The 24,642-nt window shown below is 69.8% G+C and carries 25 protein-coding genes; 2 read left to right on the forward strand and 23 right to left on the reverse strand.

The window, feature by feature from the left end:
* Positions 1–643: 643 nt before the first annotated feature.
* From OG558_RS44040 to OG558_RS44055, 4 genes are all read right to left on the reverse strand, one after another.
* Entirely contained in the window at positions 644–2,011 is a 1,368-nt protein-coding gene (locus OG558_RS44040; RefSeq protein ID WP_405068344.1) for an amidase, read from the reverse strand.
* Positions 2,011–2,274 (reverse strand): hypothetical protein, encoded by a 264-nt coding sequence (locus OG558_RS44045; RefSeq protein WP_329480437.1) that lies wholly within the window; start codon positions 2,272–2,274, stop codon positions 2,011–2,013. The genes OG558_RS44040 and OG558_RS44045 overlap by 1 nt, the downstream gene beginning before the upstream one ends.
* A 12-nt stretch (positions 2,275–2,286) precedes the next feature.
* Positions 2,287–2,520 (reverse strand): hypothetical protein, encoded by a 234-nt coding sequence (locus tag OG558_RS44050; RefSeq protein ID WP_405068346.1) that lies wholly within the window; start codon positions 2,518–2,520, stop codon positions 2,287–2,289.
* Between the two features lie 92 nt (positions 2,521–2,612).
* Entirely contained in the window at positions 2,613–3,470 is an 858-nt protein-coding gene (locus tag OG558_RS44055) for a sulfurtransferase (RefSeq protein ID WP_405068347.1), read from the reverse strand.
* A 106-nt stretch (positions 3,471–3,576) separates the two neighbouring features.
* Here OG558_RS44055 and OG558_RS44060 point away from each other — a divergent pair, with 106 nt between their 5' ends.
* Positions 3,577–4,185: a hypothetical protein gene (locus OG558_RS44060; protein ID WP_405068348.1), complete on the forward strand. Its 609-nt coding sequence runs from the start codon at positions 3,577–3,579 to the stop codon at positions 4,183–4,185.
* Between the two features lie 165 nt (positions 4,186–4,350).
* On the opposite strand, the gene OG558_RS44065 is transcribed toward OG558_RS44060, so the two are convergent.
* The 16 genes from OG558_RS44065 to OG558_RS44140 all read right to left on the reverse strand — a co-directional run bounded on the left by OG558_RS44065 (position 4,351) and on the right by OG558_RS44140 (position 20,093).
* Positions 4,351–5,319, reverse strand: coding sequence for a hypothetical protein (locus tag OG558_RS44065; protein ID WP_405068349.1), 969 nt, complete (start codon positions 5,317–5,319; stop codon positions 4,351–4,353).
* Positions 5,316–6,008 carry a cytochrome b N-terminal domain-containing protein gene (locus OG558_RS44070; RefSeq protein ID WP_405068350.1) on the reverse strand — a complete coding sequence of 231 codons (693 nt, stop codon included), beginning with the start codon at positions 6,006–6,008 and terminating at the stop codon, positions 5,316–5,318. The genes OG558_RS44065 and OG558_RS44070 overlap by 4 nt, the downstream gene beginning before the upstream one ends.
* The gene (locus OG558_RS44075) at positions 6,005–6,154 is read right to left on the reverse strand and encodes a hypothetical protein (protein ID WP_405068351.1); all 150 of its coding nucleotides are present in this window, start codon (positions 6,152–6,154) and stop codon (positions 6,005–6,007) included. Before OG558_RS44075 ends, OG558_RS44070 begins: the two co-directional genes overlap by 4 nt.
* A gap of 101 nt (positions 6,155–6,255) precedes the next feature.
* Entirely contained in the window at positions 6,256–6,906 is a 651-nt protein-coding gene (locus OG558_RS44080; RefSeq protein WP_329480449.1) for an NUDIX hydrolase, read from the reverse strand.
* Complete coding sequence (locus OG558_RS44085) at positions 6,903–8,621, reverse strand: CTP synthase (protein ID WP_405068352.1); 1,719 nt, start codon at positions 8,619–8,621, stop codon at positions 6,903–6,905. The genes OG558_RS44080 and OG558_RS44085 overlap by 4 nt, the downstream gene beginning before the upstream one ends.
* A gap of 21 nt (positions 8,622–8,642) precedes the next feature.
* Positions 8,643–9,668, reverse strand: a complete 1,026-nt coding sequence (locus OG558_RS44090) for a glycosyltransferase family 4 protein (protein ID WP_405068354.1) — start codon at positions 9,666–9,668, stop codon at positions 8,643–8,645.
* Complete coding sequence (gene murJ, locus OG558_RS44095; protein ID WP_405068355.1) at positions 9,665–11,290, reverse strand: murein biosynthesis integral membrane protein MurJ; 1,626 nt, start codon at positions 11,288–11,290, stop codon at positions 9,665–9,667. The genes OG558_RS44090 and murJ overlap by 4 nt, the downstream gene beginning before the upstream one ends.
* Positions 11,269–12,078, reverse strand: a complete 810-nt coding sequence (locus OG558_RS44100) for a hypothetical protein (RefSeq protein ID WP_405068356.1) — start codon at positions 12,076–12,078, stop codon at positions 11,269–11,271. Before OG558_RS44100 ends, murJ begins: the two co-directional genes overlap by 22 nt.
* A gap of 1 nt (position 12,079) precedes the next feature.
* A complete protein-coding gene (locus OG558_RS44105; RefSeq protein ID WP_329480459.1) occupies positions 12,080–13,027 on the reverse strand; it encodes a copper transporter in 948 nt (315 codons plus the stop codon).
* Positions 13,024–14,205 (reverse strand): putative cytokinetic ring protein SteA, encoded by a 1,182-nt coding sequence (gene steA / locus OG558_RS44110; RefSeq protein WP_328518946.1) that lies wholly within the window; start codon positions 14,203–14,205, stop codon positions 13,024–13,026. Before steA ends, OG558_RS44105 begins: the two co-directional genes overlap by 4 nt.
* 127 nt (positions 14,206–14,332) lie before the next feature.
* Positions 14,333–16,054 (reverse strand): DNA repair protein RecN, encoded by a 1,722-nt coding sequence (gene recN / locus OG558_RS44115; RefSeq protein ID WP_405068357.1) that lies wholly within the window; start codon positions 16,052–16,054, stop codon positions 14,333–14,335.
* Positions 16,054–16,992, reverse strand: a complete 939-nt coding sequence (locus tag OG558_RS44120) for an NAD kinase (protein WP_405068358.1) — start codon at positions 16,990–16,992, stop codon at positions 16,054–16,056. Before OG558_RS44120 ends, recN begins: the two co-directional genes overlap by 1 nt.
* Before the next feature lie 15 nt (positions 16,993–17,007).
* Positions 17,008–17,823, reverse strand: coding sequence for a TlyA family RNA methyltransferase (locus tag OG558_RS44125; RefSeq protein ID WP_405068360.1), 816 nt, complete (start codon positions 17,821–17,823; stop codon positions 17,008–17,010).
* Positions 17,824–18,318 (reverse strand): hypothetical protein, encoded by a 495-nt coding sequence (locus tag OG558_RS44130; RefSeq protein ID WP_405068361.1) that lies wholly within the window; start codon positions 18,316–18,318, stop codon positions 17,824–17,826. It abuts the gene before it with no gap.
* Between the two features lies 1 nt (position 18,319).
* On the reverse strand, positions 18,320–18,805 hold the full coding sequence (locus tag OG558_RS44135; protein WP_329480469.1) for a polyhydroxyalkanoate synthesis protein PhaF: 486 nt from the start codon (positions 18,803–18,805) through the stop codon (positions 18,320–18,322).
* 178 nt (positions 18,806–18,983) lie between these two features.
* Positions 18,984–20,093, reverse strand: a complete 1,110-nt coding sequence (locus OG558_RS44140) for an HAD-IIA family hydrolase (RefSeq protein ID WP_405068362.1) — start codon at positions 20,091–20,093, stop codon at positions 18,984–18,986.
* 24 nt (positions 20,094–20,117) lie between these two features.
* Between OG558_RS44140 and OG558_RS44145 the strand changes: the two genes are divergently transcribed.
* Positions 20,118–21,287, forward strand: coding sequence for a DUF1015 family protein (locus OG558_RS44145; RefSeq protein ID WP_405068363.1), 1,170 nt, complete (start codon positions 20,118–20,120; stop codon positions 21,285–21,287).
* A gap of 4 nt (positions 21,288–21,291) precedes the next feature.
* Here OG558_RS44145 and OG558_RS44150 read toward each other — a convergent pair whose 3' ends face one another.
* Genes OG558_RS44150 through OG558_RS44160 form a run of 3 tightly spaced genes read right to left on the reverse strand, consistent with a single transcriptional unit; the run spans position 21,292 to position 24,458 of the window.
* Positions 21,292–22,170, reverse strand: a complete 879-nt coding sequence (locus OG558_RS44150; RefSeq protein ID WP_405068365.1) for a CHAD domain-containing protein — start codon at positions 22,168–22,170, stop codon at positions 21,292–21,294.
* Between the two features lie 54 nt (positions 22,171–22,224).
* A complete protein-coding gene (locus OG558_RS44155; RefSeq protein ID WP_405068366.1) occupies positions 22,225–23,124 on the reverse strand; it encodes a hypothetical protein in 900 nt (299 codons plus the stop codon).
* Positions 23,121–24,458 carry a hypothetical protein gene (locus OG558_RS44160; RefSeq protein WP_405068367.1) on the reverse strand — a complete coding sequence of 446 codons (1,338 nt, stop codon included), beginning with the start codon at positions 24,456–24,458 and terminating at the stop codon, positions 23,121–23,123. The genes OG558_RS44155 and OG558_RS44160 overlap by 4 nt, the downstream gene beginning before the upstream one ends.
* Positions 24,459–24,642: the final 184 nt, after the last annotated feature.

Here is a 24,642-nt window from a genome sequence, read left to right on the forward strand (position 1 = left end):
GGGTCGCGGCAATCGCGCCGAGCAACACCCCCTGGCGGCGCAGCATGCCGGAACCCCGGCGGCCGGGCGTCTGGGCGCTGCCGACCGGACGCCGGGAACCGAGGCCCGCGACCGGACCACAGGCCGTCTCAGGTCACCGGTCCTGGGGCTCGCCCGCTAACCACGACACGGCAGATGCCACCACCCAGCCATCGAGCAGAACAGCCTCATTTCAGGCTCTGCTGCTGGATGTGTGGGTGATGTGGGCGGAGGTCCGGGATCCGGCCTGGCTGGTGAGGTTCGGGTGGCTGGGGTGCAAGGTCGACAGGAAGTGTCGGTTCAGCGCAACTGGTCGGCGGAGGTATTCAGGCGTGAAACCGGCCGGCCCGGGCAGGGCCCGGCCGATACTTCGAGCTGCACCACACCGGCCCACACCACCGGGTGCCCCAGGTCACCGGATCTGGGTCCGTCCTCCGACCAACACGCGCAGACCGCCGACCACTCACGCCGCGACCAGCGAGCGCCATTTCAGGGGGGATCTCCCCTGATCTTGCCCCTCTCGCGGTATTTCGGGCGGAGAAGGGGGGCATCTTGAGGGGAGATCCCTTCAAGTGGTTGGGTTCGGTCGACCGAAGGGAGCCGTTGCAGCCGCCGCTTCACGGACTCAGGCCAAGGCGTGCTCGACCAGGCGTGCCAGGCTCAGCAAAGCCGCGTCCGCAGCCGGCCGTCCCAGCAACTCCAGGCCGACCGGCAGCCCTTCGTCCGTTCTGCCCACCGGCAAGGTCAGCGCCGGCAGATCCGCCTGTGATGCGATCAGGGTGTTGACCGGCAGCCGCCGACTCGGCAGTCGCAACCGATCGCGATCCCGCCGCGGCGCCGGCACCCGAACGGTCGGGTAGACGAGGGCGTCCAATCCCTGACCCGCCATCACGTCCACGACCGTTTTACGCAGCCGACTCCGCGCGGCCTGCAGCTCGGCCCGGGCCTGAGCTCCAGGTGACGACCGCGTCGCGAGCAACTCGGCGAGATCCATTCCCTCAGGGAAGACACCCTCTTCGTACAGGTCGCTGAAGGATCTGCCGCCACGCGAGGCCAAGAAGGCGTCGATGTCCTCCCGCGCCGCCACCAGGTACGGCGAGCTGTCCCGAAGGAGGTCCCCGAGCTTCGGCACCTGGACCCGGTCGACGATCTGAACCCCGCAGGAGCGCAGACGAGCGAGTGCATCGTCGAATACCGCAGACACCTGCTCTGAGCCGTCCCATTCCATCGGACAGTCGGGGAACACGAGCGCACCGAGCCGGTAGCTTTCCAGCCGCCGCGGAGGTTCGTCCCATCGCTTACCCGCCAGCACTTCCAGCAGGACCGCGGCATCATCGACGCACCTGGCGAGCGGACCCGGGGTGTCCTGCATCGACACGAGTGCGGCCATCCCACGCGTCCGTACGAGGCCTGTCGTCGGACGCATCCCGACGACCCCGTTGAACGAGGCCGGCACCCGCACGGACCCTCCCGTATCGGACCCAAGCGCTACCGGTGCGAGCCCAGCCGCAACGGCCACCGCGGATCCACTGCTCGAGCCGCCGGCCTCATGCCATTCCGATCGACTGTTGACGGTGTCGAGCCCGGTGGACGAGTCGGACAGCCACGACATCGCGAAGTCCGGGGTCGCGGTCTTGCCGAGGATGATGGCTCCGGCTGACCTCAGTCGCCGTACGACCTCCGCGTCGTCTGCCGGAACGTAGTCGCGAAAGGCGCGGCACCCGAAGCTCGTGGGAATCCTTCGCGTCTCGAACACGTCCTTCACCAGGATCGGAATGCCGTGCAACGGGCCGAGCGGTTCGCCCGTCCGCCGGAGCTGCTCGTCGGCCGCCGCGGCGTCGCTTCCCGCCTGCGGATTCAATGCCAGTACGGCGCCCAGCCGCGGGTCGAGCTCGGCGATCCGCGTCAAGCACTCGTCGACGAGGGCGGTCGAGGTACGGACCCGCATCACCAGGTCGTGCCGGAGTTGGGCCAGGCTCGGCCAAGCAACCATCAGCAGGTGCAGTAGGAGCAGAGACCAGAGGAGTCGCTGTAGTAGCCGCAGTCGTGCGACGGCGGACGGGCGGGCCCGACCCATCGCCGGATGATCGTCGCCAGGCTGCACCGGCGGCAGGTTTTCCGGGTGACCAGGGTACCGGAGTCGGGCGTCTCCCAGTACGCGACAGTCTCGGACTCGTGGTCAGCTTCGCGGCCGCCACAATCGTCCGAGCCGCACACCAGCACCACCTGGTCGACCTCTGAGCTTTCGATCAGCATGGGTCCACCTCCTCAGATCGGGACGCCCCAGGGACGGGACTCGAACTCGAGGCGGTCCGCATCGTCGCGCAGCAGCCGGGCCGCCACGCGATGTGCCTCGACCGACGGCGGGAGCGACGCCCAGTACGGCGTCCGCGAGGCAAGGTTGGCGGCGGCTTCCTCCTCGCGTCGTGCCAGGGCGTAGAGCTGCTGGCACAAGGCTGTGACGAGGTCGGTGGTCCAGTGTCGTTCCCTGGCGATGCTCATCTGATCTCCCGGAGCTGAGGGGTCGTGATCAGATGGTCCGCCGGCCTGTTGCACGGGCGTTGCACCTCGCTGCAACGCCCGTACAGGCCGGGTCACAGCTCGACCGGTACGCCGATCAGCGAGCCGTACTCGACCCAGGAGCCGTCGTAGTTCCGGACCGACGGCTGGTCCAGGAGCTCGTGCAGGACGAACCAGCTGTGCGCACTGCGCTCACCGATCCGGCAGTAGACGACGATGTCGGCGGCGGCCTCGCCGGGTCCGGTCAGCGAGAGCCCGGCACCGGCGTACAGCTCGCGAAGCCGTTCGTCGGCGAGGAAGGTGCCGTCGTCTGCCACGGCCTGGGACCACGGCACGTTGACCGCGCCGGGGACGTGCCCGGGGACCTGCGGCTGCTCCTGCGGGAAGTGCGCCGGCGCCAGGATCTCGCCGGAGAACTCCGCCGGCGACCGGACGTCGAGGATGCTGTCCCGGCCGATGGCGGCGATCACGTCGTCGCGGTAGGCCCGCAGGTTCGCGTCCGCGGGCTGGGCCTGGTAGGCGGCCGGCCGGGGCGTGCGCGTACGGGCGGCCGGCGCATCCGTCAGCACTCGTCCATCGAGCTGCCAGCGCTTGGTGCCTCCGTCGAGGAGGCGCACGTCCCGATGACCGTAGAGCTTGAAATACCAGTACGCGTAGGCCGCGAACCAGTTGTTGTCCCCGCCGTACAGGATCACGGTGTCGTCCGGCGTGACCTGGTGCGTGGTCAGCAGTTCCTCGAAGGCGTCCTGGCCGATCAGGTCCCGGCGGAGCGGGTCCTGCAGGTCGGCGCGCCAGTCGAGGGCGAGCGCGCCGGGGATGTGCCGATCGGCGTGCGCCTGGCTGTTCTCGTCCACCTCGAAGACCACCACGGCGGGGTCGTCCAGCCGCTTCTCCAGCCAGTCACCGTCGACCAGCACCTGCTCTCGCGCCATCGTTCCTCCTCATTGATTAGTGTACGAATCGTTAGTGTACGTATCGCTGTCCGCTGCTCGATCCGACCGCTGCGAACGTGAGACGGCCGGCAGGCAGAATGTGCGCATGACCGAACTCCCGTCCGACTACCACCGCAGGCTTCCGTACGGCGAACGCATGTCAGCCGAGCCGTTGCTGGGCGGACCGTTCTTCCCGTTCGAGGGCGACATCCAGGTGGTGCCGCTGGCCGACCCGGTGCTTCCGGAGCCGCCGCGGCGCGGAGAGCCCGGCGGGGATGCGTGCCCGAAGTGTGCGGATCCGGACGGGTACGCGATCTGGGCGGACGAGCAGTGGAGTCTCAAGGCCGGGTTCCAGCTGAGCGGCCTGCCGATGGTCGCACTGCTCGAACCGCGCGAGCACTACCGGCTCGACAACCTGCCGCCGGAGTTGACCGCCACGCTCGGGCCGATGATCCAGCGCGTGGCCGGCGCGATCCAGCGGATCGACAGCGTGGGGCGGACGCATTTCAACCGGTGGGGCGATGGGAGCGAGCACTTCCACGTCTGGTTCCTCGCGCGGCCGGCCGGGATGATGCAGTTGCGTGGAGCCATGATCGCGGCCTGGGACGACATGTTGCCGAAGCTGCCCGCTGAGGAGTTCGCAGCGAACGCACGGCTGGTCGCCGCCGCCCTCAGCGAAGGTGGCGGCGAGCCGGTCGGCCTCGGGCGGCACTGACGGCCGAGCCCGACCGGTTCGCGCCGGTGGGGAAACTATTCGGCGCCTGGTGCAAGTTTCTTTCCCCACTCGAGTGGGCTACGCGATCACGGGCCTGAGCCGGTGGCCAGCGTGAAGATGCGGAGCCTGACTCCCTGCCTCAAGCCCCTCCCGGCCCGGGCTGGGTCAGCGGCGAGGGTGCTGACGGTAGTAGTCGCGCCAGACGAGCCGGTGGATCGGTACCCACCGCGGGATCGAGCGGATCCCGGGGATGAACGGCACGAGCACCAACCCGAGGGACAGCACCATCATCAGCGCCCAGACCTGGGCGTCGGCGTTGTCCGAGGTCGAGAACGGTTTGACCTGGTACCAGAACGTGTAGAGCCACATCCAGGGCTGTCCCGGGTAGTTCCCGGTCTCGTTCATCATGCCCCACTGGTCGCCACCGAGATTCCGCGCCCGCGCCTGGTCCTCCAGGTAGGCGCCGTCGGACAGCAGTAACAGGCCACGCGTCGCATCGCCCTTGTAGAAGTTGCCCTTGGCATCTAGTGCGCCTTCGAGTCCGCCGCTCCGGGCCAACCGCAGGAAGCTCGCCGTCAGGACCGGAACCGGGCCTTCGGCGGGCACGACCGGGATAGCGGAGGCGTTGGTGTCCGGTGCTGCGGCCAGCGCGTCGGCATAGGTCGCGGCCCAGGCCTGCCGCTGCTCAGGGGTCGCCGCATTCCAGCGGGCCAGTGCGCTTGTCAGCGCGGGGTCGCCACTCACACCGCTCAGCGGTGCGATGACCAGATCCTGCGGGGAGTCGACCGGGATCCGCACCCCTGCCCACCGCTGCAGCGCGAGCGGACCCAGGACCTGTCCGGACCCGGCGGTGTTGTACGGCGCGCCGTACTCGGCACTCGTGGTCGTGCCGGCCAGCTCACCGGCGGCAGTCGCCACAACGTCGTTCGGTGCATTGTTGGCCCAGTCCGCCAGGCTGATCGACTTCTCGTCGGGTGACGAGAACACCACCGCCAGGAGAACCGTCAGGACGACCACGACGGCCAGCGCCAGGACGAACTCCTTCACCAGGTCGTAGGAGCGGGTGGGAAAGTCGTGCGCATCCGGGGTCCGGTCGCGTCGCGCGGCCCGGTGCGGTGTGGAGGTCGCGTTCATCGCACGCCCTCCTCGTCGGACTCGTCAGGCTTCACCGCGGTCGGCGACTCCGCGTCGAGCGGCGGGACGACACCGTGCCGGCGGACCAGCACGACATGCGCGACCACCAGGATCCCCAGCAACCCGGGAAGCAGAGCGACGTGCCACAGCAGCATCTGACCCGGATTGAGCACATTGAACCAAGCACCGATGCCGACCGAGTTGAGGCCGTCCTTCGCCTGACCACCGATCCACTGCGCGTCGAAATTCGACTGCGACAGGTATCCGGTGAACGCGGTGCCGATGGAACCCAGGAACGCGACGACCCCGGTCATCCAGGTCAGCGCCCGCCGCCCGCGCCATGCGGCCATGAAGAACTTCCCCCACAGGTGGATCACCATGAAGGCGAAGAACAGCTCCACGCTCCACAGATGCAGCGAGTTCACGAAGTGCCCGACCGACGACGTATGCCACCAGGCCGCACCGCCCAGCGTCAGCACCACCCCAGAGGCCAGCACCGTCAGCAAAGCGGCCAGTGTCAGCGCACCGAAGACATAGATCCAGGAGTTGACGTACGCCGGTTGCCGGTCCGGCAACAGCTGACCGGGTGGGACCGTTCGTCCGAGCCGGGCGCGGAGACGGGCTGTCCAGTTCCGTGACTCCGGCTGCGATTGTCCCCCGGCCGCCGCGCGGCTCGCGACCGAGGTCATGATCCGGCCTCGTCGTCATCGTCCGAACGGCCCGTCGGGAACGGGACGACGAGGGCCAGTCCGAAGATCACGATCATCGCCACGATAATCACCAGGTTCGTCACCGAAATCTGGATGACGCCCCAGTGGATGTAGCTGCCCTTCATCTGGTCACCTCCGCGGAACCCGCTGTTGCTCCCAGAGTCCGCGCGGGCGGGACCGTTGGGCAGGGACCTAGGCCTCTACCGCACGGGACCAAAGTCGTGCTCTAGCGGTCCTTGGCAGGCCAGGGTGAGTCGGCGGGACGGAGGGATTCGAAGCCGGGGCCGTTGAGGGCGGTCCAGGCGGCGAGGGAGCCCATCACGAGGATGGGGTTCTGGAGGTGGCCGGCCAGGACGGCGCCGACGACGTCGATCAGGGGGGCCCACACGGTTTCCATGTCGGCCTCCTCGTGGAGGCGGTCGTAGGACTCGTCGTCGGGTGACAGGTCGCGGGCCAGGAAGATGCGGATCGCTTCGGTGGTCATGCCCGGCGAGGTGAACGCGTCGACCAGGATGCGCCAGTCGGCGGCCTTGGTCGCGGTCTCCTCCCACAGCTCGCGCTCACCGCCCAGGCGGTACTGCTCCCCGTGCACGTCGAGCAGTCCGGCCGGTGGCTCGAGCAGCCGGTAGCCGACCGGATGCCGGTACTGGCGCACCAGCAGCATCCGGTTGTCCTCGTCCAGGGCAACCACACCCACCGCACCGGGGTGTACGACGACATCGCGCACGAACGAGTCCTGACCCGGTGGGGCGACGGTGTCGCGCCGTACCGAGATCACTCGACCGGTCGTGTGCACGACCTCCGACGAGGAGACCGGCCACTGCTCACGGACGTCGGCCAGACCGGCACCGAACCGCAGTTCTGGGTGGTCCTTCATCGAGTCTTGACCGCGGTCTTGCCGGCCGCGGCCTTCTTCGTGACGGCAGGCTCCTCGACCGGGAGCCGGGACTCGCGCTGGCGGACCAGGGCGGCCGCGATCAACCCGGAGAACAGCGGGTGCGGCTTGGTCGGCCGGGACCGCAGCTCCGGGTGGGCCTGCGTCGCCACGAAGTACGGGTGCAGCAAGCGGTCCAGCTCGATGAACTCGACCAGCTCGTTGTCCGGCGACAGTCCGCTGAACACCAGTCCGGCGGTCTCCAGCTTGTCCCGGTACGCGTTGTTGACCTCGTAGCGGTGCCGGTGCCGCTCCTGCACGGACGGGGCGCCGTACAGGCCGCGGACGATCGAGCCGTCGGCAAGGTTCGCCGGATAGAGGCCGAGCCGCATGGTGCCGCCCAGGTCGCCGGAGCCGGACACGATGTCCTTCTGCTCCTCCATCGTCGCGATCACCGGCTGCTCGGCATCCGGGTCGAACTCGCTGGAGTTCGCGTCCACCAGGCCGGCCAGGTCGCGGGCCACCTCGATCACCATGCACTGCAGGCCGAGGCACAGACCGAGGATCGGGATGCCCTGCTCGCGGGCGAACCGGATCGCGCCGATCTTGCCCTCGATGCCGCGGACGCCGAACCCGCCCGGGATGCAGATCGCGTCGACGTCACCGAGCAGCCGCGCGGCCGCCTCCGGCGTGGCGCACTCGTCGGAGGCGATCCAGCGCAGGTTCACCCGCGCGTCGTTGTCGAAGCCGCCGGCCCGCAGCGCCTCCGCGACCGACAGGTACGCGTCCGGAAGGTCGATGTACTTGCCGACCAGCGCGACCGTGACGTCGTCCTTCGGGTGGTGCACGACCCGGAGCAGCTCGTCCCAGCGGGTCCAGTCGACGTCGCGGAACGGCAGGTTCAGGCGGCGGACGACGTACGCGTCGAGGCCCTCGGTGTGCAGCACCTTGGGGATGTCGTAGATGCTCGGCGAGTCGACGGCGGCCACCACGGCCTCCTGGTCGACGTCGCACATCAGCGAGATCTTCCGCTTGACCCCGTCCGGGATCGGCCGGTCGGCGCGGCAGACGACCGCGTCCGGTGCGATACCGATCGAGCGCAGCGCGGCGACCGAGTGCTGGGTCGGCTTGGTCTTCAGCTCGCCGCTCGGGGCGAGGTACGGGACCAGCGAGATGTGCAGGAAGAACACGTTGTCGCGGCCGACGTCGTGCCGGACCTGCCGGGCCGCCTCCAGGAACGGCAGCGACTCGATGTCGCCGACCGTGCCGCCGATCTCGTGGAGTACGACGTCCACGTCCGGGCCGGCCATCGCCAGCATCCGTTCCTTGATCTCGTTGGTGATGTGCGGGATCACCTGGACGGTGTCACCGAGGTACTCGCCACGCCGCTCCTTGGCGATCACGCTCGAGTAGACCTGTCCGGTGGTCACGTTGGCGACCTGGGAGAGGTCCCGGTCAAGGAAGCGCTCGTAGTGCCCGATGTCCAGGTCGGTCTCGGCGCCGTCGTTGGTGACGAACACCTCGCCGTGCTGGAACGGGTTCATGGTGCCGGGATCCACATTGAGATACGGATCCAGCTTCTGCATGGTCACCCGGATGCCCCGTGCCGTCAGCAGACTGCCGAGGCTTGACGCTGTCAGCCCCTTGCCGAGGCTGGACGCCACACCACCGGTGACGAAAACGTGCTTGGTCTGCTGGAAGTTCGAAGCCCTGTCCACGGGCCTTCAGCCTACCTCTTGTCAACCCCTGGTCGCGACGAGACCCGCATAGATGTCCAGCAGATTCTTCGCCACCGCGTCCTCGTCCGGCCATCTGGCGGCCAACTCCCGGCCCTGCGTCCGCATACCGTTCGCGGTCTCGGGCTCCGCCAGCACCGCCCGAACGCCGTCGGCCAACCCGTCCGCGTCACCGGGAAACGCGAGGACAGCGCTGCCCTCGACCAGCTCGGGGATGCCACCGACCGCGGTCGCCACCACCGGTACGCCGACCTGCATCGCCTCCTGGATCACCAGGGCCCGGGCCTCCCAGTGCGATGTGAGCAAGAACACATCGGCGGCACCCAGAAGATCGGCGACATCGGACCGATGTCCGAGCAGCCGCACCGGCAGTTGCTCGGCGTCGATCCGGGCCTGCAGGTTCTCGCGCAGCGGGCCGTCACCGACGACCACGAACACGGCGTCCGGAGTCGACTCGTGCACCCGGGCAGCGACGGACAGCAGGGTCGGATAGTCCTTCTGCGGAGCCAACCGACCCACCGTGAGGACCAGGGGCTGTTGGCCCACGCCCAGTGCCTGGCGCACGTCCGCAGCCGATGTGCGGACCTGAGGCATCGCAGGAGCCGCAACAGGCGCGAGGCGAGCGTCCCGGGCGCCCAAGCTCTTCGCCAGGTCCACGAGGTCGCTGGAGGCGCCCAGAGTCAGATCCGCGCCCCTGGCGACCAGGCGCTGGCCCAACCGCATCACGAGCCCACGCGGTCCGGGTGCGATCACCGCGTTGTGCCAGCTGACTACGAGCGGCCGCAACCGCGACCGGTCCCGCAGTGCGGCCATGCCGGCGCGATAGCCGTGCGCATGGATCACATCGGACCCACGCAGCGCCGGCGCCTGCGTGACGATCGTCGCGGCGCCGAAGTCGAAGTGCTCCGCGGTGCCTGGCGGCGCACACACGACCACCTCGTGCCCGGCGTCGATGAAGCGGGGCACGAGCGAGGCGACGTGCTGCCCGATCCCGCCGCGCGACTCCGCGAGCAGCAGCCCGATCCTCATTGCTTCTCCTCCACCAGACGCCGACGGAACAGTGCGCGGGCATCCGCGCGATCCAGGACCACCGCGACCGCGGCGTACACGATGACAACCGCCAGACCCGATAGCACGCCGAACACGAGTGCCTCGCCCACTCCGGCGTCGTCGGCCGGCAGGGCGACCGCCCAGCCTGCAGCACCGGCCAGCGCCGCGCCGACCACTGCGGCAAGGGTGGCACGGGTCAGTCCGGACAGCACACCAGGCCCGGCTTCACGCTGCAGGACGACGAGTAGGACAACAGCGCCTGCCACCATGCCTACCGACATGGCTGCTGCCAACGCCGGCACCGCGTCCCACTCGGCTGTCAGCACCACTCCGGCAACGGCGACCAGCACCCAGGCCGCCGACGTCACGATGGCCATCTCGCGACCGGAGTGCCGCGCGTAGAGCACGCGGCCGACATGCATCAGGACCGCGAAACCGATGGCAGCAGGTGCGAAGGCGACCAGCGCGTGAGCCAGCGAAGACGCCGTGGCCTCGTGCACCGTGCCGTCGTCGTACGCGAAGATGCGTGCCACCGGGACAGCGGTCCCGACCAGCAAGGCTGCTCCCGCACCGCCGGCCAGCATCACCGCGCGCGTCGAGCCCGACGCGTAGAAGTCGAAGCGCTCCCTTGTCTCATGCGTCGCTGCGAGTCGCGGGAACACCGCCGTGGTGATCGGCACCGCGAGTACGGCGTACGGGAGCAGGTAGATCGCGTTGGCCCAGGTGTAGACGGCAATGCTGCCCGCAACGCCCCTGTGGTTGGCCAGGTAGGTGGTGACGACGAAGGTGAGCTGCTGTGCGATCAGGACCGCCAGGCCGGCCAATGCGAGCCTTCGAAGCACCGGCCCGACGCCAGGGTCCAGTCGCAGTGTGGGTCTGATCGGCAGGCGCAGGAACAGCATCGGCACGAGGACTGTGAGCGCCAGTGCGGCCACTCCGGCCGTCGTACCCCAGGCCAGCAGGCCGGCGGCACTCCGTGAGGCGGCGTCGGCGTCAGGCGCCGCGGCTGCGAACAGGAAGTAGGTGGCAATGACCACCAGGCTCGAAATCAGTGGCGCCAACGCACCGGCCGCGAAACGCCTGTGGGATTGGAGAACCGCGGTCGCGATCACGGCGATCGCGTAGCCGAATACCTGCGGCACGAAGATCGCCAGCATCCGCGTCGCAGTCGCCACCGAACCACCGCACTCCGCGCCGGGGTCCAGCATCGCGTCCGAGTACCTACCTGCAAGAACCCAAGCCAGCAAGGCGAACGGCGCCAGCAGGAGGAAGGACCACGAGAAGAGTGCGCCGATGATGCGCCCCTGCGCGGCTCGGTCGCCCCGCGCCACCGGGCCGGCCAGCACCGGGATGACCACACCGGCCAGCGCTCCGCCGGCGACCACCTCGAACAGGATGTTCGGCAGCTGATTCGCTGTGGTGTAGGCCTCGGCGAGACAACCGGCCCCGACGGTCTTCGAGAAGACGAGCCAGCGGCCGAAGCCGGCCACTCGGGCGAGCACGGTGATCCCGGCAATGAGCAGAGCCGCCTGCGCTACGCGCGCTCCCGCGCTCGGCCGGCCGGCCGAGCCGTCTTCGCTCACCTGGGTCGTCGGCCCCACTGGTCGATCTTGTCCAGGACCGGGTTGCCTGCGATGACCTTGGTGAAGCTGACCTTCTCGCTCGCCAGGTTCAGCGCGACGACCGCGCCCAGCACCAGCGTCTTGAGTGGCCGCGGGAGCGATGCGGCGAGCGCCGTACCGGTGATGGCGCCGAGGCCGTTCGCGCCGCAGTCGCCCAGCATCGAACGCTCGCCGAGGTCGGACGGGGCAGAGGCCATAGCCGCTCCGACGACCGCGCCGGCCGGGCCGTTCACGACCGCGAGCGGCGCGTTCACCGCGGCGACCGCCTTCAGCGCACGCCCGGGACGCAGGTCGAGCAGGTTGGTCAGGTTGGCGGTGCCGGCGATCAAGGCGCCGTCGGCAACGATTCCGGCGACCGCCTTCACGCCACTGGACCTGCGCGGCAGCAGCGCCGCGGCGGCCAGGCCGACCGCACCGACGCCGAGGATCTTCACCGCGCCGCTGGTCACTTCGCCACGCTTCAACGCGCCGAAGTGGCCGCGGAAACCCTTGGCCTGCGCGGTGCCGCGCAGATCGTCGTACGCACCGACCGCACCCGACACCGAGCCCGCGAGCAGCGCGGCCGCCTTGACCTTGCCGTCGGACTTCGACGCCGCGACCCCGGCCAGCGCGCCGAGGACCGCGATCGGTCCCTCCAGCAACGTGACCGGCTCACCGCGATGGTTGGTCCGCTCGAACAGCTCCCGGTTCTCCTTGGGCAGCTTCTCCGCGGCGCGTTCGAGCGCGGCGGTGGCGGCTGCCGCGACGGCAGCGCTGAGAATTCCCACGTCAGTTGTCCTTCGTCTGTACGGCCGACGGCGCGACGCCGTTCTTCGCGTCGATGGCGCCGTAGTGCCCCGCCTTGCCACTCGCCTGCTCGACCAGCGCGAAGACGACTGTCATCTGCCCGGAGGGGAGGTCGGCCACGTCCACCGAGGAAACGATCTTGGACGCCTCGGAGTCACTCCGCAAGGCCTTGATCAGACCGCCGTTCTGCGCGGTCTCCGGCGTACCGGCCACGACGACACCGCCGCTGCCCTCATCCAGACCCTGGATGAAGTCGACGGAGTCGTTGTACGTCGAGTTGTCCGGCGTCGGCGTCGGCGGCTTGGCGGCCACGACGACGAACAAGGTGGCCCGGTCCTTGATCTGCGACGGCTTCAGCGACAACAGCTTCGCGCCGGTCAGTCCGCTGAGGATCTTGGTCGAGTCCGCGTCGGCCGTCCTGCCTTCCTCCTTGGCCGCGACCCCCCGGGCCAGGATCAGTCCGGCCCGCTGGTACGTCGTACTGTCGGCCGGGAACTGGATGTCCGCGGTGACAAGCTGGGTGACCAGCGACTCGACCAGCTGACGCTGACCGGGGTCGAAGAGCTTGGCGTCCAGCGCCACCTTCGTGGTCACCTGGCCGCCGGCCTTCTCCAGCTCGTCCTGGATCGACGTGGTCAGGTCGCCGTCGGCGTTCGGCATCGTCACGACCACGATCTTCTTGCCGGTCAGCTTGCCGTCGGTCAGCCCGGTGGTGACCTTGGCGACGAAGTCGTCGCGGTACTTGTCCAGGGCCTTCACCTGCACCAGCTCGGCCCGCGCGTCGGCCAGCTGCTGCCGGTCCTTCTCGGCCTGGGCCTGGACGAGCTCGTTGCCGGCGCCCTTCAGCGGGCCGGAACCGAGCACCACACCGGCGCCCAGGGCGAAGAAGATCGCCACGATCGAGACGATGTGGTAGCGAAAGTCGATCACGTGAACAGCTCCCGGATCCAGTAGACGAAGTCGCTCCAGCGCGCCCGCAGGATCGACCAGAGCACGTCGTCGGCGCCGATCGCGACCAACGCCATGCCGAGTGCGAACAGGCCGGCCACGGCCAGCGCGACCACCTGGAAGGTCGACACACGGCTGCGGTAGAGCCGGCCGACACCCTTGGCGTCCACCAGCTTGGCACCGACCCGCAGCCGGGTGATGAAGGTGCTCGCCATCCCGGAGCGCCCTTTGTCGAGGAACTCCACCAGCGAGTTGTGCGTGCCGACCGCGACGATCAGCGAGGCACCCTTGGAGTCGGCCAGCAGCATCGCGACATCCTCGCTGGTGCCGGTGGCCGGGAACTCGATCGAGTCGACCCCGAGCCGCTCCAGCCGCTCCGAGCCGGGCGCGCGGCCGTCGCGGTACGCGTGCACGACCACCTCGGCGCCGCTCTTCAGCGTGTCGTCCCGCACCGAGTCCATGTCGCCGACGATCAGGTCCGGGGCGTACCCGTTCTCCACCAGGGCGTCGGCGCCGCCGTCGACCCCGATCAGCACCGGCCGGTACTCGCGGATGTACGACCGCAGGGCGACCAGGTCCTCGCGGTAGTCGTACCCGCGGACCACGATCAGCACGTGCTTGCCGTCCATCGGCGTGTGGATCTCGGGGACCCCGACGCCGTCGAGCAGCAGGTCGCGTTCGCGCCGCAGGTACTCGAGGGTGTTGGCGGTGAAGGCCTCGAGCTGGCTGGACAGCCCGGACCGGGCTTCGTCCATCAGCTCCGCCACGGTCTGGCTGTCCTGGGTGACGCCCTTGGCGACGACTTCCTCGCCGCGGTAGAGCGAGCCCTCGTGCAGCCGCACCCGCTCGCCCTCGTGCAGGATCGAGAACACCTCGCGGCCGACCCCGTCGACCAGCGGGATCCCGGCCTCGACGAGGATCTCCGGGCCGAGGTTCGGATAGCGGCCGCTGATCGAGTCGGCGACGTTCACCACCGCGGCGACCTTGCAGTCGACCAGCGCCTCGGCGCTGACCCGGTCCAGATCGACATGGTCGATGACCGCGATCTCGCCCGGCTTCAGCCGTTTCGTGAGATTCTTGGTACGCCGATCGAGCCGGACCACTCCGGCGGTCCCGGGCAGTTCAGTAGGTCGCGCTCTCCGCAGGCTGGGCAGTTTCATCGCGCTCTCATCCTGCCATGTCAAGAGCCCCTTCCCTGGTCATTTACCCGGGCAGGCCCTTGTTCACGCACTGAAATAACAGTAACGCTGCGTCAAAGTCGTCCTTTCGAACGAAATGCGGCGGGGTTCAGCGCTTCTTTCGCCGGGGTTTGTGGCGCTCCGCGGCGAGGGCGAGGAGTTCCTCCGCATGGGCCTGGGCGGCGTCGGAGTTCTCCAGGCCGGCCATCATCCGCGACAGTTCCTTCAGCCGGGCATCGTCGTCGAGCGCGACCAGACCACTCGTCGTGACCGAGCCGTCGTCGCTCTTCAGCACCATGGCGTGACGGTCCGCGAACGCGGCCACCTGCGGCAGGTGCGTCACCACGATCACCTGGGTCTTCTCCGCCAGCCGGGCCAGGCGCTTGCCCACCTCGACCGCGGCGCGGCCGCCGATCCCGGCGTCGATCTCGTCGAACACCAGCGTCGGCACCGGGTGCGTGTCGGACAGGATCACCTCGAGCGCGAGCATCACCCGGGAGAGTTCACCGCCGGACGCGGCCTTCTGGAGTGGGCGCGCCGGGCTCCCCGGGTTCGCCGCGAAGCAGAACTCGACCTCGTCGATCCCGAACGGTCCGGCCGTGGTCTCGTGCACCTCGACCGACAGCTTCGCGTGCGGCATCGCCAGGCCGGTCAGCTCCTCGGACACCAGAACGCCGAGCCGCTCCGCGGCCTCGATCCGGGCCTCGCGCATCTGCCGGCCCAGGTCGGCGAGCCTCGCGTCCAGTTCAGCCAGCTCAGCGGTGAGCAACTCGACTCGCTCATCGCTACCGTCCAGCTCGACCAGGCGAGCCGCGGACCGCTTCGTCCATTCGAGAACCTCGTCCACGGTGCCATGCTCAGCGCCGTACTTGCGAACCAGACCGGTCAGCAAGGAGCGCCGCTCGCTCACCACCGCCAGCCGAGCCGGGTCGGTGTCGACATCAGCGGCGTACGACGACAGTTCGCCGACCAGATCGGCGGCCAGGTACCCGAGCTCGCCGGCCCGATCCGCAAGCTCGGCCAGCTTGGGGTCGTGCCGGCGCTCCGCATCCAGGACCTGCTTGGTCAGAGCGAGCAGCCCGATCACGTCGTTCGGCCGGGTGGAGTCCATGTCCTCGGTGGCGAGGGCGTCGGCTGCCGTGGTGGCCGCGGTCCGCAGGCCGTCGGCGTACGCGAGGCGGTCCTCCTCGGCGGCGAGCTCGATGTCCTCGCCCGGCAAGGGCTCGGCCTTCGCGACCTCGTCCAGGCCGAAGCGGAGCAGGTCGGCCTCGGCGAGGCGATCGCGCTGCCGGGTGGTCAGCTCGGTCAGCTCGGCCTCGACCTCGCGGTGCCGCTTGTAGGCCGCGGCGTACTCCTGCAGGGGCACGAGCAGGGGTTTGCCGGCGAACGTGTCCAGGGTTTCGCGTTGCCGCGCGGGCTGCAGCAGACGCCATTGGTCGGCCTGGCCGTGGATCGCGACCAGATCGCCGGAGACCTCACCCAGCACGGACACCGGGACGGACGCGCCGCCGAGGAACGCCCGGGACCGGCCCTCCGCGGAGAGCTCGCGGGCGATCAGCAACTCGTCGTCGTCCAGCTCACCGCCACGGTCCTCGGCCTGCTGCACGATCGACTTCGGTACGCCGCTGGCCCGGCCTTCGACCCGCGCCCGGCGGGTGCCGTGCCGCACCAGGCCGCTGTCCGCCCGGCCGCCGAGCAGCATGTTCACCCCGGTCACGACCATCGTCTTGCCGGCCCCGGTCTCGCCGGTGACCGCGGTGAACCCCGGATCGAGGTCCAGCGTGGCGTCCTCGATCACGCCCAATCCGGTGATGCGGATTTCGGAGAGCATCAGGTCTTCTCCTGTTGGCTGTTGCCGTTGCGTTTGCGTTCGGCGGCGCCACGCCAGCCGAGCACCGGGAGATCGAACTTCGCCACCAGCCGGTCGGTGAAGGGCGCCTCGTGCGCCCGGGCCAGCCGGACCGGGGTGGTGCCGCGCCGCACCTCGATCTCGGCGCCCGGCGGCACCTCGACCATCCGGCGGCCGTCACACCACAGCACACCGCGCCCGTGCCAGGACGGGATCAGCTCGATCGACAGCCGCGACGTCGGCGCCACCACGATCGGCCGGGAGAACAGTGCGTGCGCGCTGAGCGGCACCATCAGGATCGCCTCGACCTCGGGCCAGACGATCGGACCACCCGCGGAGAACGCGTACGCCGTACTCCCGGTGGGGGTCGCCACCACGACGCCGTCGCAGCCCCAGCGGGACAGCGGGCGGTCGTCGACCTCCACCAGCACCTCGAGCATCCGCTCGCGGGCCGCCTTCTCCACACTCGCCTCGTTCAGCGCCCAGGTGTCGAAGATCAGCTCGCCGGCCAGCCGGACCTCGACGGCCAGCGTCATCCGCTCCTCGACCGTGTAGCTGCGGTCCACCACCACCTGGACGATCCGCTCCAGGTCGTCCACCTCGGCCTCCGCCAGGAACCCGACGTGACCGAGGTTCACCCCGAGCACCGGCGTACCGTGCGGGCGGGCCAGCTCGGCGCCGCGCAGGATCGAGCCGTCGCCGCCGAGCACCATGATCAGCTCGACGTCCAGCGCCGCCTTCTCGTGGTCGTCGACGATCTCCACCGGGTCGAGCTTGAGCGCCTCGGCCTCGTCGCCGAGCAGCCGGACCTGCATCCCGGCGCCGGTCAGCAGCCGGTGTGCCTCGCGCGCCACCTCCACCGCCAGTTCCCGCCCGGTGTGCGTCACCAGCAGCACGCGCCGCGGCTCGTGCTCACCCACCAACGACCCCACCTCTCACTGTGGACCGCTCCGAACAGCGGTCTGGAGCATCGTCTCATCGAGCGCCGACGCTGACCGGCGTATCCACAGGAAGTATTCGACATTTCCTGACGGACCAGGCAACGGGCTGGCCGCGACGCCCGCGATTCCCCACCCGAGCTCGACAGCCCTGGCCGCCACTCCGCGTACGGCGTCGGCGCGCAACTCCGGGTCGCGGACGACGCCGCCTTTGCCGAGCCGCTCCTTACCGACCTCGAACTGCGGTTTCACCATCAGCACCAGGTCACCGTCCGGCTTCGCGACGCCGATCAGCGCCGGGAGCACGAGCGTGAGCGAGATGAAGCTGAGGTCGCTGACGACGAGATCGACCGGTTCACCACCGATGGCGTCGAGGGTCAGCATGCGGACGTTGGTCCGGTCCATCACCGTGACGCGCTCGTCGGTCTGCAACGACCACACCAGCTGGCCGTAGCCGACGTCGACAGCGATCACGTGAGCTGCTTCGTTGCGGAGCAGTACGTCGGTGAATCCGCCGGTGGACGCGCCCGCGTCGAGGCATCGGCGGCCCTTGACCTGCACCTGGTCGAAGGCTTCGAGGGCACCGATCAGTTTGTGCGCACCACGGCTCGCATAGCCGGGGTCGTCCGTCCCGGACGTGTCGACGAGAATCGGTGCGTCGGCGCCGACACCGGTCGCGGGCTTGGTGGCCACGGTCCCGGACACCTTCACCTTGCCGGCCGCGATCAGGTCGCTCGCGTGCTCACGAGACCGCGCGAGACCGCGTCGTACCAACTCGGCGTCGAGCCGCGATCGCTTGACTCCCTTGGCCACTCAGACCGTCTGGCCTCGGTCACCGTGCTCGGCGTCGGCCTCGACCAGGGCGCTCTGCAGTCGCTCGTGCAGGTCGGCGTACACCTCGGCGTGCTCGCTCACCGGCCGGTCGCGCAACTCGTCCAGCCGGGACATCGTCTCCTCCACGAGAGGATGTCCCTGCTCGCGCGGAGCGGGATCCTCGGCGGACTCGGCCAGGAAGGAGTGTTCGTGTTCCTGGCCCGGGGACCGCGCGAACTCGGGACCGAACTCCACCTCGGCCGGGTCCACATGCGCGTGCTCCTCAGCCGTCTCACCGGCGGCTGATTCGTCCAGCGACGCTTCGAAGGCTGCTTCGGTGTCGACCTCGGCCTCGGCGTACGCGTGGTTCTGCGGGCCCGGTTCGGTGTCGTAGTCGGGGAGGGCGGGTGCTTCCTCTGACGGGTCCGGTGCGAAGCCCGGCTCGACGTCGGGGTCCACGTCCGGCGGGAACTGCTCGCCTGGATGCTCGGTCATGTCACGCCTTCTCCGCCGGCTTCTCCGCCGGCTTCTTGGCCGCCTTCTTCGCGGCCGGTGCCTTCCTCGCGGCCGCCTTCTTGGCTACCTTCTTCGGCACCGGTGCCGACCAGTCGTCGTCCTCCAGCTCGTCACCGGCCGGCGCGGCCGCGGCGGGCGCGGTGCCGCGGGTCTCGGCGAGCTCGCCCTCGAGCGCCCGCACCCGGCGGGTCAGCGCCGCGACCTCCTCGGCGCGGACGAACCCGAGCCGCGCGACCGCGCCCTCGACCTCGTTCGACACGATCGCCTGGAGGAGCTGACGGTTGCTCTTGCTGGTGGCAACGATCTCGTCGGTCAGCTCGCTCACCTTGCTGGTCAGCCCGGTCGTCAGCGAATCCGCGCCGGTCTGCTGCAGCAGCGCCTTCGCGGCCGCCTGGGCCTTCTGCCGGGTGACCTCGGTCAGCCCGCTCGCCAGCTGTACGTAGCCGCGCAGTGCGTCCAACACCATGACTGCCTCCTCGCTCGTCCCCAGCAACGGTATCGCCTCACCCCCGCAATACCACCCAGCCCCGCCCCCCAACTGCCCAACCCGCAACCGAACGGGCAGCCCCTCAGCTGGAGGGTTGCCCCCGGGTTGCCCCCCTGGAAACCTCAGCGGGCAACCCTCCAGGTGAGGGGGCATGCGTCTATTTGTCCAGGCCGACCCGGTGCAGGGCGGCGTCGATGGCGATCGTGCCGGGGGCCGGCGCGGGCTTCGGGAGCGGGCGACGGGTACGACCGGCCGTCTTGGCCGGCTTCGGGCCCGGTTTCGCCGGCGCGTCGACCGCGGCCCACACCGCGGACAGGATCGCCCGCAGACCGTCGTACGGCGCACCCTCGCCCTTCACCGACACCGCGTTGTTCACGACCTCGGCGGTCCAGCCCGCACACGTGTGCCGCGCACCGTCGACCGTCACGCCCGCCTGCTTCTCCGCGAGCGCGCCCAGCCCGGCCGCGATGTACGTCGGCCGCTGGTCCTTCGGCGCCCGGGCCAGGTCATGCGCGTCGTTCACGCCCGTCGCGACCCACAGACTCGCGATCCCGACCGCGTGCGCCCCGGCGATATCCGAGTCCAGCCGGTCCCCGATCATCAACGGACACTGGGCTTTGAGCCGCTCGATGCTTGTCTCCAGCAACGGCGGCTCGGGCTTTCCGGCGACGACCGGATCCACATCGACGGCGGCGCGAATCGCCCGCACCAGCGTCCCGTTCCCCGGCGCCTTCCCGGCCGCGGTCGGAATCGTCAGATCCAGATTGGTCGCGAACCACTTCGCGCCCTCGTGAATCGCGTGCGCGCCGTCCGCGAGCATCACCCAGTTCACATCCGGGTGAAATCCCTGGACGACGGCGACCGGCCGCGCGTCGCTGCTCCGGACCGGACTCAGCCCGTACTCCTCAAGGGCCGTGTACAGCCCCTCACCACCGACCACTAGCACCGGCGAACCCTTGGGGAACTCGCTGGCGATCAGCTTCGCCGCGGCCTGCGCGGACGTCACCACGTCGTCGGCGATCACATCCAGCCCGAACGACGCGAGGTGCTCGGCGACGACCCGTGCCGGCCGGCTCGCGTTGTTGGTGATGTAGCCGATCCGCATGCCTTCCTTGGCAGCTTTCCGCAGGTTCTCGGGCGCGTCCGGGACCGGATCCGGGCCGACGTACACGACCCCGTCCAGGTCGAGCAGGGCCACGTCGTACCGGCTGGCGAGGGGTTCATCACACGCCGAGAGCGGTGCGGGCGCTTTCCGTTCCGTGGTCATGCTTCCCCCCGTACGATTCCGCCCATGCCATCAAGCGGGCCGGACCCGAGGGGCGCCCTGCGGCTCGACCCGCTGCGCGCGTGGCGGTTCGTCGCCGGCAAGGTGAGCGCGCTCGGTGCCGTCACGTCACCGCCGTACGACGTGCTGGAACCCGCCCTGGTCCGGCGGCTGACTGACTCTGATCTGCACAACATGGTGAGGCTCATCCTTCCACGCGATCCGGACCTGGGGCCCAGCCGGTACGACGAACCCGCGCGACGGCTGACCGGGTGGCAACGCGACGGTGTGGTGGTGCAGGACCCGCGGCCCGCGCTGTACGTGTACGAGCAGCAACTGGGGAGCGCCGTACTGTGCGGACTGGTCGGTTCACTCGGCCTGGATCCGGCGGCGCGAGTGGTGCTGCCCCACGAGGATGTCATGCCGCACTGGGTGGACGACCGGCTCGAACTGATGGAAGCGACCGACGCCGACCTGGAGCCCATCCTGCTCGCATACGGCGATGGTGGCGCAGCGAGTGATGCGGTGGACAACGCCCGCTCTGGTGAGCCATGGGTCGTCGCTGACACCTACAACGGCGCACATCACCGGATCTGGCGGATCGAGGACCCTTCCACGCTGGCGATGATCGCAGCGGAACTGGCTCAGCACGAGGCGCTCATCGCGGACGGCCACCACCGCTATGCGGCGTACCTGGAACGCCAGCGGCGCGAACCGACCCGCTCGAGTGCAGAGTTCGGTCTGGCGATGCTGGTCGACTACAACCGCCACCCACTCACGCTGGATCCGATCCACCGCGTCGTACCGGGGCTCGACCTCGCCACAGTCCAGACGCGTACCCCGGAGGGCTGGCAGGTGCTGCCCGGTCGAGTGGAACGCGTACCGGATCGGATCGCCGTGACCGATGGGTCGAGCTGGGTGACTCTGCGCTCCACGCGCGGACAGGAAGCTCCAACCGTCTCGATGCTTCACGACCTGTTGCTGCCGGCCTGGGGAGTGGTTGAGGCGGACATCAGCTTCCACCACACCCTTCAGGATGCGGTGGCGCTGGCTGGGCCTCAGCAGGCGGCTGTGGAGCTCGTCGCGCCTCGGATGGATCAGGTACTACGGTCAGCCGTGCGGGGCGCCGTACTGCCGCAGAAAGCGACGTCGTTCGGTCCTAAGCCGCGGGTGGGGTTGCTGTTCCGGACGCTGTGAGCTGTCAGGGCCGGTGGTACAGACTGAGGAACTCCTCGCGGAGTGGCCTCCGAGCCGCCCGGTGGCGCTCTGTCAGGCGTCCAAGGGTGAAGGACAGCTCTGGGTCGTCCTGAGCGGCTGCATCCTCGGCCATGGCGGTCAGAGCGTCGGCCGCGGCGCAGTGGTCCTGGTGCTGGCCCAATAGCTCTTGATATTTGGCTGCTTGGGTGGCGGTGGCTTTGGCCTCGTCACCGAGCACGGATGCGCTGGTGTCGGCGGCGTACCGGACGCGCTTCGCCAACAGCCTTACCTCGTGCCAGTCGTCGTCCGGAGTCCAGGGCTTCAGCTTGTTGGCCTCTTGGGTGAACTTGAGGTTGGCCGCATCGAGGAGCTCGGGCAGGACCTCGCCGCACGGCTTGGCGGCCGTGGGTTTGAGGTCCGGCGCCGCGGCGACGGCTTCGAGTGTCTCGAGCAGTTCCGCGGTGGTCGCCCCCAGCACCACCTCGGCCGATCGTGCCGAGGCCCGGTCCAGCCCGACGGTGAGCGTCGTCAGGATCGTCTCGACGTGCTCTTCGTCGTCCTCGCTGTTCGCGGTCTCGCGCACCAGCGCGGCGATCACTTCCAGATCCCGGGTTTCACCGCACGCCTGGGCCAGGGCGGCCAGGTCGCTGCGCAACTCGCCGGCCCAGTCGCCCGCCAGCAGCTTCCGGAACAGCTTCAGGTCGCTCCGCAATCGCCGGCACGACACCCGCACTTGGTGGATGGCGTCGTCCTCGCCCTTTTCCACCATCAGCACGGCGCCCTGCAGCCGGGTAGCGCCCTTCGCAAGCGCGCTACCCACCAGCACCCGAACCGGAGCCTCAGCCCCCAGCGGCTCGCCCACCCCACCCACGCTCTCCGTCATCGCCCCATTCTCCCCCGCTCGAGCTGAACGCGGCTGTACGTCGAGCGCGCTGTCTTATTCCTCCGGCTTGTCGTCTTCCGCAGGCGTGTCCACCAGACCCTCGTCCGCAGCCTCTTCCAGCTCGGCTACGGCGTCTTCCTGCTCGTCCGCAGCATCGTCCAGCTCGTCCGCAGCGTCGTCCAGCTCGTCCGCGGCGTCTTCCAGCTCGTCTGCGGCGTCTTCCAGCTCATCCGCTGCGTCTTCCTGCTCGGCCAGGTCGTCTTCCTGCTCGGCCAGGTCGTCTTCCTGCTCGAAGTACTCGTCGTCCACGACGGTGTCGTCTTCGTCGAGGTCGGTGAACTCGAGGCCTTCGAGCCGGGCAGCGCGTTCGGCAGCGCCGGTGACACCGTCCCCGTCGACGCCGGCCGCCCGGTGGAACCAGATGAGCGCGTCCTCCGTGCGCCCAGCCGCCTCGAGCGCGTCGGCGTACGCATAGCGCAGCCGCGGCAACCACTCGGCCCGCGTCCGCTTGGTCAGCTCCGGCACCTCGAGCGTCTGGATCGCCGCCGCCGTCTGCCCCATGTCGCGCCGCGCACCGGCCGCCACGATCAGCAGCTCGATCTGCGTACCCTCCGACAGTTCGCGGACGTGCTTGTCCTTCGTCAGCGCCAGCGCCTTGTCCGGCCGCCCGAGCGCCCGCTCGCAGTCAGCCATCATCGCGAGGACCTCGTGGTTCCCGGTCATCCGCCGGACTGCCCGGAACTCCGTCAGCGCCTCGTCATAACGCTCCGCCAGGTACGCCGTGATCGCCACAGCCTCCCGTACGCCGCCAAGCCGCGCAGCCAATCGCCGCGCCGTCCGGGCATGCTGATACGCCAGCTCCGGATCGTCGTCGAGGAACCGCCCCGACGCGACCAGATGCTGGGCGACCAGATCCGCCAGGCTCCGCGGCAGTGACCGCAGCTCGGCCTTCACCGAACGATCGAGCTCAGCCCCGGTGATCCCTTCCGGAATGGCCGGATCGTCCCGGCGAGGCCCAACCCTCTCCTCGCCCCGATCATCCCTCCGAGGCCCACCACGGCGCTCGTCCCGGTCGTCCCGTCGGGGCCCCGAACGCCCACGCGAGTCGCCACCACGCTCATCCCGCCGGAACGCGCCACGCTCACCCCGAGCCGGCCCGCTCCCCCGCGCCGCACCACGGTACCCATCCCGAGCCGGCCGCTCATCCCGACCACCCCGGTCATCCCGCTGATACCCACTACGCTCATCGCGCCCACCACGCTCGTCCCGCCCGGCCCGCGGATAACCGCCGCCAGAACGCTCGTTCCGGTAGCCGCCACGGTCCCCACCTGCGGAACGCTCGCTGCTCCGGTATCCGCCACGATCGCCACCACCCGAGCGCTCGTCACGTCGGTAGCCGCCGCGGTCGCCACCACCGGAACGGTCATCGCTCCGGTAGCCGCCGCGATCGCCGCTGCCGGAACGCTCGGTGCTCCGGTAGCCGCCGCGGTCGCCACCTGCGGAGCGGTCATCGCGGCGGTATCCTCCGCGGTCGCCGCCGGCACGCTCGTCGCGGCGGGGACCGCCGCGGTCGTCGCGTCCAGACCGGTCGTCCCTGCGGTAGCTACCGCGGTCAGCCGGCCGCTCGTCGCGCCGGAAGCCGCTCTCGTCCCGTCGGGGACCACCACGGCCCGCACTCCCACGGTCGTCACGTCCCTCGGGGCGGCGGTAACCACCGGCCCGGTCATCACGACCGGCGCCACGAGCACCGGCACCCCGGTCATCGCGCTGCTCACGATCGGACAACTGCCCACGGAACGGATCCCGCTCAGCCTTATCATCACCCCGCGCCCCGGCATACCCGCGCCGGTTGTCGTACCGGCTGTCGTCACGATCCCCGGAACGCCCGTCCCGTGATCCACCACGCGGCCCACCCGTCCGCGGTCCGTCCCCACGGCCGGACGGTCCCCGATACCCACCGGAAGACTGCCCACCGCCAGAACCACCGCGCCCGCTGGTACCACCAGACCGCCCAGCGCCAGAACCGCCGGCACCACCCGATCGTCCGGAGCCACCGGCACCAGGTCGCCCGGAGCCGCCCGCGCCGCCAGATCGTCCGGCACCGCCAGAACCACCTGACCGCCCGGCACCACCTGAGCCGCCGGATCGGCCGGCGCCCGCACCGGATTGCCCGCTGCTTCCACCGGACCGTCCGCCGCCAGAGCTCGAGCGCCCGGCGCTGAAGTCCGAACGGCCGCCCGCGGAGTCAGACCGGCCGCCTCCAGAGCGACCGGAACCTCCGGCGCCACCGGACGAACCACGACGGTCCCCCGAGCCGGAGTGAGAATTGCGAGGTGGCGTAGCCACGGTGACTCCTAACGATGCTGTGCAAACGATGCAGTGGTGCGGTAACCGCACAAACCTACCGCCACCCACGCCGGGGAGCCCCATCGAGGGCTCCCGTGGACCTGGCGGTGCGGGCCGAGAAGATCC

This window comes from Kribbella sp. NBC_01510, assembly GCF_045040325.1.
Classification (GTDB): domain Bacteria; phylum Actinomycetota; class Actinomycetes; order Propionibacteriales; family Kribbellaceae; genus Kribbella.